The organism is Heyndrickxia sp. FW510-T9, from assembly GCF_058781025.1.
On record NZ_JBYSWK010000006.1, the window covers coordinates 102630 to 117247 of the forward strand.

Annotated in this window: 11 protein-coding genes and 2 riboswitches; of the genes, 1 reads left to right on the forward strand and 10 read right to left on the reverse strand. The window is 36.5% G+C overall.

Annotated features, from left to right (window positions below):
- Nucleotides 1-83 precede the first annotated feature (83 nt).
- From AC3WJF_RS05110 to yeiL, 7 genes are all read right to left on the reverse strand, one after another.
- Complete coding sequence (locus AC3WJF_RS05110) at nucleotides 84-1481, reverse strand: NAD-dependent malic enzyme (RefSeq protein WP_492450047.1); 1398 nt, start codon at nucleotides 1479-1481, stop codon at nucleotides 84-86.
- A gap of 355 nt (nucleotides 1482-1836) precedes the next feature.
- Nucleotides 1837-3411 (reverse strand): nuclease/transposase family protein, encoded by a 1575-nt coding sequence (locus tag AC3WJF_RS05115; protein ID WP_492450048.1) that lies wholly within the window; start codon nucleotides 3409-3411, stop codon nucleotides 1837-1839.
- 396 nt (nucleotides 3412-3807) lie between these two features.
- Nucleotides 3808-4692 (reverse strand): VOC family protein, encoded by an 885-nt coding sequence (locus AC3WJF_RS05120; RefSeq protein ID WP_492450049.1) that lies wholly within the window; start codon nucleotides 4690-4692, stop codon nucleotides 3808-3810.
- 165 nt (nucleotides 4693-4857) lie between these two features.
- A complete protein-coding gene (locus AC3WJF_RS05125; protein ID WP_492450050.1) occupies nucleotides 4858-5112 on the reverse strand; it encodes a zinc ribbon domain-containing protein in 255 nt (84 codons plus the stop codon).
- Nucleotides 5113-5612: 500 nt separating this feature from the next.
- Complete coding sequence (locus AC3WJF_RS05130) at nucleotides 5613-7172, reverse strand: MDR family MFS transporter (protein ID WP_492450051.1); 1560 nt, start codon at nucleotides 7170-7172, stop codon at nucleotides 5613-5615.
- A gap of 181 nt (nucleotides 7173-7353) precedes the next feature.
- Nucleotides 7354-7959: a TetR/AcrR family transcriptional regulator gene (locus AC3WJF_RS05135; protein ID WP_492450052.1), complete on the reverse strand. Its 606-nt coding sequence runs from the start codon at nucleotides 7957-7959 to the stop codon at nucleotides 7354-7356.
- 110 nt (nucleotides 7960-8069) lie between these two features.
- Nucleotides 8070-8741: a transcriptional regulator YeiL gene (gene yeiL, locus AC3WJF_RS05140; protein ID WP_492450053.1), complete on the reverse strand. Its 672-nt coding sequence runs from the start codon at nucleotides 8739-8741 to the stop codon at nucleotides 8070-8072.
- 80 nt (nucleotides 8742-8821) lie between these two features.
- Here yeiL and AC3WJF_RS05145 point away from each other — a divergent pair, with 80 nt between their 5' ends.
- The gene (locus tag AC3WJF_RS05145) at nucleotides 8822-10000 is read left to right on the forward strand and encodes an MFS transporter (RefSeq protein WP_492450054.1); all 1179 of its coding nucleotides are present in this window, start codon (nucleotides 8822-8824) and stop codon (nucleotides 9998-10000) included.
- A gap of 90 nt (nucleotides 10001-10090) precedes the next feature.
- Nucleotides 10091-10169: riboswitch (glycine riboswitch) on the reverse strand.
- Nucleotides 10170-10172: 3 nt separating this feature from the next.
- Nucleotides 10173-10275, reverse strand: a riboswitch (glycine riboswitch).
- Between the two features lie 186 nt (nucleotides 10276-10461).
- Here AC3WJF_RS05145 and AC3WJF_RS05150 read toward each other — a convergent pair.
- The 3 genes from AC3WJF_RS05150 to AC3WJF_RS05160 all read right to left on the reverse strand — a co-directional run bounded on the left by AC3WJF_RS05150 (nucleotide 10462) and on the right by AC3WJF_RS05160 (nucleotide 14419).
- A complete protein-coding gene (locus AC3WJF_RS05150) occupies nucleotides 10462-11841 on the reverse strand; it encodes a purine-cytosine permease family protein (protein ID WP_492450055.1) in 1380 nt (459 codons plus the stop codon).
- A 131-nt stretch (nucleotides 11842-11972) separates the two neighbouring features.
- Nucleotides 11973-12968: an agmatinase gene (gene speB, locus AC3WJF_RS05155; protein ID WP_492450056.1), complete on the reverse strand. Its 996-nt coding sequence runs from the start codon at nucleotides 12966-12968 to the stop codon at nucleotides 11973-11975.
- 98 nt (nucleotides 12969-13066) lie between these two features.
- Nucleotides 13067-14419: a sigma-54 interaction domain-containing protein gene (locus AC3WJF_RS05160; RefSeq protein ID WP_492450057.1), complete on the reverse strand. Its 1353-nt coding sequence runs from the start codon at nucleotides 14417-14419 to the stop codon at nucleotides 13067-13069.
- Nucleotides 14420-14618: the final 199 nt, after the last annotated feature.

Genomic DNA, 14618 nt, shown 5'->3' on the forward strand with positions numbered 1-14618 from the left:
ATTACTTTTCTTAATTTCATGATTTAATACTTATACTTCCATTCTGGGTTAAGAAAAATAAATATTGTAAGAAAGAAGAACCTTTATCTAAAATCCTTTGGAATTCGACGGTTCACCCCTGTTAAGATTGCTGCTTGTACAACAGCTTGTCGTACTTTTGTAACAACATGTTCGTTGAAAATACTAGGAATAATATATTGTTCGTTCAATTCTTTTTCCGTAACAACAGAAGCAATTGCTCGAGCCGCAGCTAACTTCATTGGTTCATTAATAACAGTTGCCCGACAGTCTAGAGCTCCACGATAAATACCAGGGAACGCTAAAACGTTATTGATTTGGTTCGGATAGTCACTACGTCCAGTAGCAAATACTCTTACATGATCACCCGCTTCTTCCGGAGAAATCTCAGGGTTTGGGTTAGCCATCGCAAAAACGATTGGATCTTCTGCCATCTTCTGAACGTCAGCACCCGACAAAATGCCACCTCTTGATACGCCAATAAAAACATCTGCATCCTTAATAACGTCTTTCAAAGTTCCTTCTTGCTTTTCTACTTGATCTTGTTCTGCCAACCATTGCCACATTGGATAAGCATAAGTTCCACCATTTACGATTGCCCCATCACGGTCAACCGGAACAAGATGCTTTACACCCGCATTGATAAGCATTTTACAAATGGCTACGCCGGCTGCACCGATACCGTTCACAACTACGCGAACGTTTTCCGTCTTTTTACCTACAACTTTTAAGGCATTTAAAAGACCTGCGACAACAACCACTGCAGTTCCATGTTGATCATCATGAAAAACAGGAATATCTAATTCTTCCGTTAAGCGCTTTTCAATTTCGAAACAACGTGGTGAACTAATATCTTCTAAATTAATCCCACCAAAAATAGGCGCTATATTTTTTATTGTTTGAATGATCTCCTCTGTATCCTGTGTATCTAAACAGATTGGAAAAGCATCCACATCTGCTAATTGCTTAAATAGCATCGCCTTACCTTCCATAACCGGTGCCGATGCTAGTGGTCCTATATCTCCAAGACCGAGTACAGCACTCCCGTCTGAGATTACCGCTACAGTATTTCGTTTAATCGTCAAAGAGTAAGCTTTCTTTGGATCTTCATGAATAGCGGAACAAACCCGAGCAACTCCTGGAGTATAAACTCTTGATAAATCATCTCTATTTTTAATAGGTATCTTTGATTTAATTGAGATTTTCCCACCTAAATGTGCAAGGAATGTTCGGTCTGATACGTTAATTACTTTCACACCTGAGGTAGATCTTAAATGTTCAAGAACCTGCTCTTCGTGTTTATCACTTACTTCAATTGTAATGTCACGCACGGAAGATTCTCCACTAGAGCTAATAACATCAATTGAAATAATATCTCCTCCTGCTTTTCCAATAACAGAAGCAACTTCTCCAAATGAAATATCTTTTAATTCAACACGTGCTACCAAATTATTAAAAGCCATTATTTCTCTCCTCTTTGCATAATTTGTTATCTTCGCTTGAGGTACTACCTCTTAAATAGAATATACACCGACTTCATTATACTACCAAAAAATAAAATTTGTTTGGTATTTAGTTAATATTAATTTGGTAAAATACTGATACTCCCACAGCTAAAGCAGTGGGGTTCCGAATCTATTGCTTTCATCTGACCGGCAGCCACAAATCATACATATTGTATGCTCGGCATTTAGGGTTACAGATACTGAGACAATTTTCTCCAGAACATTCGCTGTCAAAGAAACATTCGCTTCCATTAATGACAGCATCTCTCGGCTCTCACGAGTTCGGTTGTATCAAACCGCTACTATCATTCCATCAATTATTTTGGATGATGCCTGAATTCAGGATCATCTTTTTTTGATCTAAAATTTCTTTTACTTCAATATCGTGTAGTTTTTTTAAAATATGAAATGTTTCTTTACAAAGTGTTCGATCTGCTTTCGTTCCAGATACATTGGAGTTCATTAACAAAAATGCTGAATATATATCCCTTTGAATTTTCGTGTTTTCGTCTATCTGATGCCAGCGCTGTGACAAAGATTTCTTTATATAATCATCTCGTACGTGATAATACTGACTAGCCTTAAATGTATGCGTATTAACTTTTACAAATATACCACCAAGACGTTTTACTTTTTCTTCTAAAATAGCAACAAACATTGCCGGAGCTCTATGTCCTAGTGTTTTTCCAAACCTCTTTTTCCGTTTATATTTACCTGTTTTTTCGGAAACCTCTGTTTTCCCTTTTCGCTTTTGCAGTGTTTTGAAATTCATTGTTTCCGTATAGAACGTGTCGCCTAATTCTAAAAGTCTATTCGCTAATGTTCGATGAGATAATTTTCTAATAGCCGCTTGTTTCCGATAAAGCTCTTTAAGGTTAGAACGAAGTATTGTATACCGGTTCGAAAACACCCAGAATTTCTTACCTTTTTTGATTGTCCCGTCAAAATGAAAGCATGTTGGATTAGTGGTACGCTTCGAGCGGTCCATCTTTCTTTGCGTTAGCTTTATTTGGCGAGAAACTTCTTTTACTTGCTCAGCTAAATTTTCCAATGAAACTTTCGTTAAAGAAGATACAGCTAAGGTTGATGTACCAATATCCAAACCTACTTTTCCATTACCAAGTTTTCTGTTTTTTGACGGTGGATATCCGGCAATAACTAGATCGGCAAATAAACGAACCTTTCCGCGAATTTCTTTCTTTACGATACGGACATATTTCACACGATAAAAATCCTGAACGGTTTTTGTTTCCCCTTTTGATGCTACCTTATAAGAAAACGCTGTTTTATTTTCTAAATGACGAAGGAGTTCTAAAGCATAATGGTCTTTATTTTTCACCATTAATGGAGAATGCAGATCCTTATACACGATACATCCATCGACATATCTCCAACCTGTTGTGTTGGTTTTCCCTTCAAAACTATCCATTTCATCCTTTCGAATGAAACGAACTTTTTTAGCTTTCCCAAACAATTTTCTACTAAAAGTATTCCAAGCTCTGGTCGCTACTTTTTGAGCAACCGCTGAATTCACTTGATTTCCATAGTGTTCACGAATCGGTTTCACCCATACGTGAGAGGCATATTCCGTCAGGTGGTATTTTTCTCTTACTGTTCTTAAATCATCTTGAATTTGTTTTTTATCTTTCATCAAAGCTTTATTTTGTTTATCTTTCTCTAACTTTTTCAAAACAGCTTTATATTGACGAATGAGTTTTTTATAATGTTTTACACGTTTCATTTGTTTTTCAAATTTCAAATATTGACCTAATACCGTATTGTACATGACTCTACAGGCCTCTAATTCATCATAAGCTACCGAAAATAAAAGAGTATTTCTCCGTAACTCTAACGATAATACGAAACTTGGTGAAGTTGTTTTTGCCATTCGTGAACACCTCCGCTACGAACATTTGTTCTTGTATCTATTATTATAGTATTTTGAAAATAAAAAACAAGGGGAAACACTGAGGACATTCCGAATTTTTCAGATACTTGAAGTACCACAAACCTTCTGTTTAGTGGAACTCCGTATCTGACCTCTCTTTCATCCCACCCCTAAAGAAGTGGGCTTTCTCGTTCGGGGAGTTCTGTAATTAAATACTGCACTATTTTAATTTTACCAATCCTCCAATAATAGCTGGGGTGAAAATAAAAAGAAACTAATGAGATACAATTAGTTTCTTTTTATTTATCAAAATTGCTGGCTGGTGATTTTAGTTTCTTCATTTCGCATATTTCTTACAATTATTAAGAAAGAGAATTAATTTTATCTTCCTCCCTTTTATCGTTTTTCTATACGAGCATTTTCCAAAACATTTATATCAATTTTTTTCATCTTAAGGAGTGCCTCAGTGACTCCAATGTTTTCGTCTCTTGATCCTTTAAATAAAACCTCATCCATATTACCCGGAACAATCTGCCACGATAGTCCAAATTTATCTTTTACCCATCCGCATTGTTCTGCCTCAGGTACGGCAGAAAGCTTGTCCCAAAAATAATCAATTTCATTCTGATCTTTACAGTTAACAATTAGTGAAAATGCTTCATTAAAGTTGAAATCTACGTCATTTCCATTGTCCATTGCTGAAAAATTAATACCGCAAAGTTTGAAAGCAGCATAATTCACCTTTGCGTTTGATGACACTGATTCTTCTCCATATCTACTAATTATCTCTACTTTCGAATCTTCAAATATTCCAGTGTAGAACTCTATTGCTTCCTCAGCTTTCCCACATGAATCACTAGAGAAAAGTAAGTTAGGCGTAATCTTTTGAACTGGTTGACCATTGTCTATAAGCATTAACTGCCAAAACAAACCAAATCTATCCTGAACCCAGCTATACCACTTACTAAAAGGATATTCACTTAATGGCATTAATTCAGTCCCACCGTCAATTAATGCTTTCCATAGAGTATTTACTTCTTCTACAGAGGAGCAAGCTACCATTAAAGAAATAGATGGATTAAATTTGAAGTAGGGACCTGCACTTATTGCCATGAATGATTGACCAGCCAGTTTAAAGCTCACCATTTCTGAATCTCCAGAAGGAGTGTTTTCAATAACTGTTACATTTAGTAGTTCAGATCCGTCAAATAGACTGGTGTAAAACATTGCTGCTTCTTTAGCTTCTTTGTCATACCATAAATGTGGAACTATTTTTTGCATAAATACATCCTCAATTCACTTTAATTTTACTAATTTCGAATTGTCACAAGGCTGCTATTTTTTCTATCGTACATTACATTTTCAGCAGATGAAACGAGTATCCAATCCATAGTCATAAAACTTGAACGAAATACTGTTTGGCTATTTACCAATCAATATGGATTTCTATTTCCATCTTTCTAGCTTATGTAAATTTCTCACGAACATGCTTGCTAAAAATTTGGGTAACCCCATTTCAACACACTTTCTTTTTACGATTTCTTTCATCTCATCTACAGATATATTTTTTTGAGTAAACTCTCCTTCCTGATAACAATGCTTACAATACATAGAGCTTTTTCCATTATTTTTTTCAGTACCTCGATCTTCTAGCTTCTTTATTGGCATAGAACAACTTTGGCATTTATTAAATTCTTTCATTATAACTCCTCCAAATCTTTTCATTCAGTACTAATAATTTATAAATCTTTTTAATTAAGGTGTTGTCAGTTCATATTCTCTTCGTTTTAACACGGTTAAAAATGCATCTTTATTATAACGGATTATTATCGTTAACTAATTCTGTACTAGTTTCTTCATCACAACGTTGTAAGCTTGAAGACAACTTAGGCATTATCGACTTACTATTCCTCCTTTTCTTTGATATCATCTATCCATAGAATATCATAATAGTCGGAAAATATTGTGTTTAATTTTTTTTACGGTTATTCAAAGGGAAATTCACTTTAATAAGCAAAAAGAAATGATTTCCATTAAGAAATCATTTCTTTCAGTATTTTTATTATATACATTATTTTCATAGATTTTAACAAAAGATACTCTTTACACTTCTAATATATAAAACCTCACTCACTTATGATAAGGTTACAGCGAAGTGTAATCTGATAAGAGTAAATTAGTCAGTAAACTTAACTAATCTATTATTCTTCATTGCTTGATGCTTTTGTTAATGGGATCTCCTTCATGAAGAAGATCAAGAACAGAGCAATCACTGCAATTACGATACAAATCATAAAAACATCATGAATTGAATTGGTAAGTATGTGTTTAATCTGATTAATCACGTTCCAGAAAGTAGGCAATACCTCCGCAGGAAGCTTTGCTTTTAAACCGTTTATCACATCTGCATTTGATAAAATACTAGGATTCTTTAGTACAGTTGCCATACTTGGAGGAAGGTTGCTTACATCTAAGCCTTGGATTCCTCTCATAATCGATGAATTTAAAATAGTTCCCATTAAGGCTGTTGCAATAGTCGAACCTAATAATTTAAAAAATTGTATTCCTGAAGTTACAACACCCATTTGTGATTCGGAAAAGACATTTTGTGCAGCTGAACTGAGTATTGGCATTACGATTCCCGTTCCTACCCCCAAGACAATCATATCCATAATAATCTCGAAGTTGCTGGAATCCATTCCTAAAAAACCAAGCATTAATGCACCAATGCCCAAAATAATAAAGCCAATGATTGATTGTGCTTTATATCTTTTCGTTTTCGAGAGGATAATCCCACTTAAAATAGATCCCACAATAAGACTGACCATCATTGGGGTCATTATCGCACCTGATTTACTAGCACTTTTCCCAACAACACCTTGTACGAATAGTGGTATAAAAACAGATGCGCCCATCAATATTGCATTGACTAAAAACATCTCAATCGCAGAAAAATTAAAAACAGAGTTTTTAAAAAGAGATAATGGAATGATCGGATCAGCGACTTTTCTCTCAATAAGCAAAAATACAACTAACATGATAACGGAAAAAGAAAACATGGAAATAATTTCAACAGAACTCCATTCATACTTATTTCCTCCCCAGGTAAAGCCGAGTAATAGCGGAATAATTGAAATAATGAAAGCAGCTGCTCCTAAGTAATCGATCTTTTTTCTTTCTGTAGTAACCGTTTGGGAGGGAAGGACAAACATAATAATGACCAAGGTGATAAGACCAACTGGTATATTCACATAAAATATCCATCTCCAACTAAATGAATCTGTTATATAGCCTCCTAATGTTGGACCGACGATGCTTGCCAATGCTCCTGCTGTACCCAAAATCCCTATATATTTAGCTCTTTCTGCTGGAGGAAATAAAATACCAACGATCGCCATTGTATTTGAAATTAGAACAGCACCGCCAATTCCTTGTAATCCCCTAAAACCAATTAATTGAAACATATTTTGCGATATTCCACATAGGGCTGAACTGACGAGAAAAATGATAATTCCAATTACATAGATCTTTTTAAATCCATATATATCCGATAACTTTCCAAATAACGGCATAGAAATGGTTATGCCAAGTAAATACGAAATCATTGGCCATGTATAATATTCAAATCCTTTTAGTTTCTCCGTAATTTTAGGCATAGCCGTCGCTACGATTGTACTATCAAGTGAAGCGAGCAATACGGCAAGCATTAATCCCACCATTATTAACATAACTTGCTTCTTGTTCAAATTTTTAAGTTCCATTTTTATCACTCCTTCTTCTGTCGTACCGAACGGTTGGTTTGTAAAAGTTGAAAAAACTCAGTATCGTGATCCAAAAAATTATTACCTTCTTCGCACAGACCGAATGGTTGGTTTGTTTCTTTCGATAAAGAAACTCGCTAATTGCGAGCCCTTACTCGTAAAAACAAGGGATACGTTGATTTTAGCTTTTAATTTCTTGATAAAAACTATCCCACAGTTCGAGCATCTTGCTCTTCGTGTGTTCAGTATTCATTTTCATAATAATGCTAGACATACCGATACCATCAGATGAATATATGAACATTTTTGCGATTTGTTCATCGGTCATTATGGAGTTAATCTCACCATTTTCCCTTGCACTACAAACGACTTCTTTCCAAGCATTTAGTTCAAATTGCAAACTCTCATAAATTTTGTCCTGAAAACTTGGAAAAAGTTTAATTCCATCAAAATAAAGTGTAAAGATATTTAGATCAAAGCTACCTACTTCATTATCATTTTTATCAACCTGAAAATAAGCTAACATATTTTGATAGTAATCAAAATATGAGTGATAAAATTGATAAAGCGAATCCTTATTTAAGTTCTCAAAAACGTTAGTAACAGATGCTAGAGTATTACTGAGGACTTCAAGAAAAAGCTGTTCCTTACTCTCAAAATAATGGTAAAATGCCCCTTTAGATAATCCCGTTTTCTCTACAATTTCCTTCATGGTAACTTCCTTGAAATTCTTTTGCAGGAAAAGTTTTAAGGATACATTTAAAATATGTTCTCGTGTATTGATCATTATTAAATCACCTCGGAAACCGACCGTTTGGTATGTGCGTTTATCATAATACTGCATTTTTGATTTGTCAATACAGTACAGCTTTAAATACCACTTTTATTATTTTTTTGTTATTCATTCTCCAACATTCCAGCAAGTTTATTAAGCGCGTCATGATGCAGAATGCGATAGTGACGTCCTTCTTTTTGTAAATATCCTTTATCGCAAAATTGGGCAAACACATATAATAAGTGACGATAGGAGACTCCTAAAAAGTCACATACAACTACGTGCTTTTCCCTATATGTCTCTCCGTCAGTTGTCTGTAAAATAAATGCTGCCAGCCGGTTTTCAAGCGGGAAGGAGCTACTTTGCGAATACTTTGCAGCCATTTGTGTTGATTTGACACTTAAAAACATGGCTAGTTCACGTAGAAATGTCGCATCTTCTATCATTTTTGTGCGACATGGATGAAAAGGAATAGCAAAACAAATGGTCTCTGTAGTAGTTTGAATCCCTTTTGTATAGTAAATCTGATTTAATAATTCCATTTCCCCAATAAAATCTTTTGCTTTGATAAAATTTAACAAGGAAACTTTTCCGTTTTGATGTGTTACATAAATTTTCGCTTTTCCTTCTATGACATAAAATAAATAATCTGGTCGCATGCCTTCTTGAATGATCCATTCGCCACGATTATATTTATGGACTTCTATATACTCTTCAATTGGAAATGAAAATAAATGCTTAATCGAATATTCATCCAAATAACGCTGCCTTTTCTCACTTTTATATATTTCCATAAATACACCCCATAATATGAGATATCTCATATTATTGTAAGTATCTCCATGATATTATGCAAGCATTGGGGGGAAATAAAATGAACACACATCGCTGGATGAGTATGCAGTTTTTTAGTTTTTTCATGACATGGGGTATTTTTCTTCCTTATTGGACGGGATGGATTATTCATACAAAAGGAATGACGGTTCCTCAAGCTAGTTTGATTATGAGTCTAGGCTTGGTGGCAAGAGGCATTTCCACATTATTTGCATTTCCTTATTTATCCGGGAAATTTAGTAGTAAAAGCTTATTAAATGGGGCGGGAATCGGTACGCTGATCGCTATTCTGTTTTATATTCCGGCAAGCTCCTTTACCAGCATACTTATCATCACATTAGTATTTCACTTTTTTTACCCAGCATTGATGCCTACTCTGGATAGCGCCGCTGGTGTCCTCGTACAAAGTAACCAATTAAGACATTATGGAAAAAGCCGTCAATGGGGATCCATTGGTTTCATCTTCGCCGGCATGATTCTATCTGTCTTTACATGGATGCTTGGAGATAAAGTGATTTTATGGGCGTTTTTACTTGGTACAGTTGTATTGGTATGTCTTGGCTTCATGCGTGCACCTGTTATTCTATCTAAAAAGCCACTTGTAGACAGGATACAAAAAGGCGGCATGTTAAAATTATTTCAAATCAAGCACTTTAGTTTGGTACTTATTATTGTAATTTTACTGCAAGCTGCACACGCCGCTTATTACAATTATGGTTATCTCTTTTTACAGGAAATCCATGCACCCAAATATTTAATAGGTGCAATTATTAATATTTCCGTAATCGCAGAAATCATCTTTTTTTCCATCGCGGATCGGAAGTTTCATAATTTTTCAGTTGGCTCCCTGCTGGTTCTGGCAGCACTTGGTTCATCCATACGTTGGATATTAGTATTTGCCTTTCCTAATGTAATTGTTTTCTGTATTGCGCAAACCTTGCATTCATGCTCATTTGCTATGGGTCATTATGCCTTTATGAAATTCCTAATAAAAAACATTTCACCTACGCAGATTTCGAAAGCACAAGGCATGTATTCAGCGCTGGCTCTTAGTTGGAGCACTGCTGTGTTTACGATATTCGGCGGCTATTTATACGAAATTGAGCCAAGATATGCATTTATCGGAATGCTTGTTTGTTCTATTCCATCCATGCTGCTGGCATTGGTTTATCGGAAACTGGAGCATCGAAAGGGAGAATTGATTGAGAGTGCCAGTTAGAAGATGAAATATTGTCAGGTCATTTTATCTAAAGTATATTTTTTTGCACACAAAATAGGACAGAGAAGGGCAATTTTAATCATCCCCCTTCTCTGTCCTTTTACCTGAGAGTTTAACTCTATAATAGAGCTTCTCCTTTGGTGGCGTTTTGATCACGCTCTCTCCAGAGTTGCGTCCCATTGTGGTTCTTCTACCTGAGAGATTAATTCCAAGGGTCTTTTTGGAACTTGCTCCTTCGGTGGCTTAAAGCAATTGCACTCTCCCACAATCGTCATCCGCTGTTTTTATCCACTATTCAAGTTGATCTAATGAAAATCCTAGACAAGCTATGTGTTGGGATGGAATCAGGCGCTGTTCAAGAAGCTCTTTAGTTCAACTGATATAGTATGGTAGTCCATCTCTATTTCAACGTTTTCTGATGTTTATCTATTTTCAGTGTATTGTGCGCAAAAAGATACACTCTATACTGTTTTTGTATCCACATGTGGAACTGAAACTTGTGGAGCTTTCAGCTTTTTCTTCATCATCACATAATAGATAACTGACGGAACGATTAGTCCCCAGATCCAGGCAAGATCGGCTCCTCCCATTGCTTTGGCTACTGGTCCAACATAGATGGAAGTATTCATGAATGGCACCTCTGCAACAATCGATGCCAGGAACGAAATTGCGGTTATTTTGTTTATCTTCCCGTATTTTCCGTTTAAATCAAAGATATCTTTAATGCTATACTTGCCGTGGCGTAGTATGTAAAAGTCAACAAGGTTAATGGCTGTCCATGGGATTAGGAAGTAACTAATAAACAAAATAAAGTTAATGAAGTTGGACAAGAAGTTTCCTTGACCTAAAATGGCTAGAATGGTTCCAACTGCTGCTATTCCAAACACAAAGAACACTCTGACCTTTGGCGTTACTTTCACTTTTGAAAAAGGCTCAACAGTCGTTATAGTAGACATAAAAGCACCGTATAAATTAAACACGTTAATCGATAACTGACCGAATAGGATAATGATAAACATAATAAACGAGAAGCTGCCAAACTGACTTGCCAAATTAGCTCCTGTGTGGTCTAGGAAATGCGGGATGGCTGTTGTTAATATTACTCCCAAAAGCATCATCCAGCCAGTTCCAAGAATCGTCCCGGCATACGTATACCAAAAGGTTTTTGAATAAGAAGTTTCTTTCGGCAAATAGCGTGAGTAGTCAGCGACATATGGTGCATAGGAAAGCTGCCAAGTTGCCACGATACTAACACTTAACATAAAGGTCCCAAAATTAAAATGTGAAGGTGACCAGCTTCCTGCCGGTAATGGTAATTGAAAAACAATAAAAGTTAAAACAACGAATGAGAGTAAAAACACCCATGTTAAATATTTTTGCATTTTATGAATAAGATCGTGGCCGACCATTGTTACAATAAAGGTAATGAGATTGAGGATGATGATACTCCATGTTACATTGATGTGAATGGTGCTGCTCAATACTTGTGCTCCTAATAATCCGCTACTGGCGAAAAAACCTAGATACATGAAAATAACAAGAAGTAACGGAATAACGGCACCAATAACACCAAATTGAGCACGGCTTTGGATCATTTGTGGAATTCCAAGCTTTGGTCCTTGCGCAGAATGGGAAGCCATAAAAATAGCTCCTAGCAGATTACCTACTATTATGGCAACAACACTCCAAAAAAGATTTAAACCCAACGTAACACACAAAGCCCCTGTAACTAGTGTTGTAATGTGCATATTAGCAGCAAACCAAATTGAAAATAATCCTTGTGGCTTTCCATGGCGTTCATTTTCAGGAATAAAATCAATACTTCTCGTTTCAATCTTCATCTTAATACCTCCGATATTAATTTTTGGAGACTATGCTGATTTTTCCATGGTGATAGCAGTATGGGGCACTAATCACCTATCTGTTGATATATTTTCATGAATAGTGGATGTCTAAGGATATCCTCCTAGACTCAACAAGAGTGAACTTTTTCATTTTGCGTGCTTTTTTCTCCTGCTAATTCTCTCTCTTTTAAGACGAAGCTGAGCAGATCAAGCGCTAGCCTTGCTCCTACTTGACCAGTCATTCCGGCCAGATCATATGGTGGGGCAACTTCTACTACGTCAAAGCCAATGACTTTCCCTCGTTTCGCTATTCCTTCAAGTAATTCATTTACTTCATCATAAACAAATCCGCCTGGTGACGGTGTACCTGTAGCAGGTGCGACCGAAGGATCCAAACCATCAATATCAATGGTAATATAGTATTTTTCACCTGGAGGAATCAGCTCCAGTACTTTTTCAAAGCTCATTTTTCTCATTTGGCGTGGCGAAAGAATTACTGCGCCGTATTCTTTTGCGGCGTCGACATCTTCTTTTAGGCTGCTGCTAATCCCGCGGATGCCGAATTGGAATATTTTCTGAACATGATCCATTTCCGATAAGCGGCGGATACAGCTTCCATGGCCATAGCGCTGTCCAGAACGATGATCAGCCCAGTCCAAATGTGCATCGATTTGGATGACGTGGAATGCCCCTACTTCCTCCAAGCCTTTCCCCACTGGTATCGTAATCGAATGGTCACCACCTAGCACAACAGGCATGGCCCCCTTGGAGACGATTTTGCGAATAGTTTCTTCAGTATTATCATGACATTGCTTGATATCCCCGTGAACCATGTCTACATCGCCACAGTCGACGACTTTCCATTTTGGCCCCAAATACATAATATCTTTTTCAATATCGTAAGCACCATTCAAGCCGAAGCTGTATAATGTAGAGCCTTCGCGAATTCCTCTTGGACCCATTCTTGCTCCAGATTTCCACTGAGTTCCCATATCGTTTGGAACACCAATAACCGCTACGTCGGCATCCAGTTGCTCAATATCAGGACAAACAGGATACTTTCCAAATGTGCTTATTCCGGTAAAAGGTAAATTCAAAAATTGCTTTTCATCGTGATTTGACATTTATGTTGCCTCCTTTTTAGATGTCTCGCTAATATTTATCGCAAGTTTCGTGCCAATCTAAAAAGTAGTATTACCACGATTTTTCTAGTCACTTTTGACTACCTGTTTTCGACATATTTTTGGATTTTTCGATTTGCTGTTGATTGGCTTATACCCAATTTTTCGGCTAATTTAATACTGCTGGGATATTTTTGATACATGCGGGTAATATACTCTTTTTCAAGTAATTCAATATAGTCATTTAAGGGCATTTCATCATTTATTTTTTTCGTTTCTTGCTCGTCCATTTCAAAACCGATTTCATTTCCATTTGCAGTGATAATCTTCTTTTCAATATAGTTACGGAGCTCGCGGACGTTTCCTGGCCAGCTTTGCTGGCTGAGCCAGGCTACCATTGCAGGAGTAATTTGCTTGTTCATAGCATATTTTCGATTTATTTCTTCGGTGATTTCATAAATTAACTGAATGATTTCTTCCTTTCTTTCACGAAGCGGCGGAATCTCCATTTTGACAACATTGATTCGATAATAAAGGTCTTCACGGAATTTCCGTTCTTTGATCATTGTCTCTAAGCTCTGATTAGTAGCACAGATAATTCTACATTTGACATCAACCCTTTTACTGCCACCAACTCTCATCAGAGTTTGGTTTTGTAGAACGGATAAAAGTTTGACTTGAAGATTCATCGGCAATTCACCAATTTCGTCAAGGAACAAAGTCCCTTCCCCAGCTGTCTCAAAATAGCCTTTTTTCCCGCCTTTTTTCGCACCGGTAAAGGCTCCATCTTCATACCCAAATAATTCTGATTCGAACAGGGACTCCGGTATTGCGCCGCAGTTCACTTCGATAAACGGGTAATCTCTTCTTACAGACATTTGATGAATCATCGCAGCAACATGGTTTTTTCCAACTCCGGACTCACCTTCAAGCAAGACTGTTACAGGTAAATCGGCCACTTTACCTGCAACCTCAAACACTTTCGCCATTTTTCCATTCCTCATAAAAAACGGATTAATTGCCAGTTCTTTCAATTTTTCAATTTCTTCTTGATAGTGCTCCAATGCCTTTGCTACCTGCTCATTTTCCTTTTTTAAGTATTCAAATTCGGTAACGTCCCTCGAAAAGCTCATAGCACCTATCAATACTCCTGACTTGTCATAGATTGGATAGCCGGAGATGATTAATTTTCTGTCGTGTTTCGTCTCTTGAATGAGTGTTTGCTTTTGATTGGTTCGGAGCACCGTAGCGCAGGCAGATGGTGAAAAATAACCTTGCTTTTCAAGTTCAAAAATATTGTGATTAACAATTTTGTAGCTTGGAACTCCAAACACCTTTTCCGTCGATTGGCTTGTATATAACACCACCCCTGTAGCATCAACAATAAATATCTCATCAAATGAGTGCTGTAAAACATGCTGTAAAAGCACCGAATCGTCCCTAAATAAATTCATCCTACTCACCCAGTCATTTTTGAATATATTCTAATCGAAAATGACTAATTATTCAAATAAATATCATAATTCATACAAAAAAACTATCCATGACGGGATAGTTTTTTATTATGCGATTTTTTTCAACTGCAGTATCTTAAGGCTAGATCCATTCTGGCCGAGCGCGGAACGATGACAGACTTGGACCCCATTTCCCGTT

Coding starts and splice junctions, on each gene's coding strand:
- AC3WJF_RS05120 (WP_492450049.1), bottom strand. CDS start 4,692: ATGCAAAAAATAGTTCCACATTTATGGTATGACAAAGAAGCTAAAGAA.
- AC3WJF_RS05130 (WP_492450051.1), bottom strand. CDS start 7,172: ATGGAACTTAAAAATTTGAACAAGAAGCAAGTTATGTTAATAATGGTG.
- AC3WJF_RS05125 (WP_492450050.1), bottom strand. CDS start 5,112: ATGAAAGAATTTAATAAATGCCAAAGTTGTTCTATGCCAATAAAGAAG.
- AC3WJF_RS05145 (WP_492450054.1), top strand. CDS start 8,822: ATGAACACACATCGCTGGATGAGTATGCAGTTTTTTAGTTTTTTCATG.
- AC3WJF_RS05110 (WP_492450047.1), bottom strand. CDS start 1,481: ATGGCTTTTAATAATTTGGTAGCACGTGTTGAATTAAAAGATATTTCA.
- speB (WP_492450056.1), bottom strand. CDS start 12,968: ATGTCAAATCACGATGAAAAGCAATTTTTGAATTTACCTTTTACCGGA.
- AC3WJF_RS05150 (WP_492450055.1), bottom strand. CDS start 11,841: ATGAAGATTGAAACGAGAAGTATTGATTTTATTCCTGAAAATGAACGC.
- yeiL (WP_492450053.1), bottom strand. CDS start 8,741: ATGGAAATATATAAAAGTGAGAAAAGGCAGCGTTATTTGGATGAATAT.
- AC3WJF_RS05160 (WP_492450057.1), bottom strand. CDS start 14,419: ATGAATTTATTTAGGGACGATTCGGTGCTTTTACAGCATGTTTTACAG.
- AC3WJF_RS05115 (WP_492450048.1), bottom strand. CDS start 3,411: ATGGCAAAAACAACTTCACCAAGTTTCGTATTATCGTTAGAGTTACGG.
- AC3WJF_RS05135 (WP_492450052.1), bottom strand. CDS start 7,959: ATGATCAATACACGAGAACATATTTTAAATGTATCCTTAAAACTTTTC.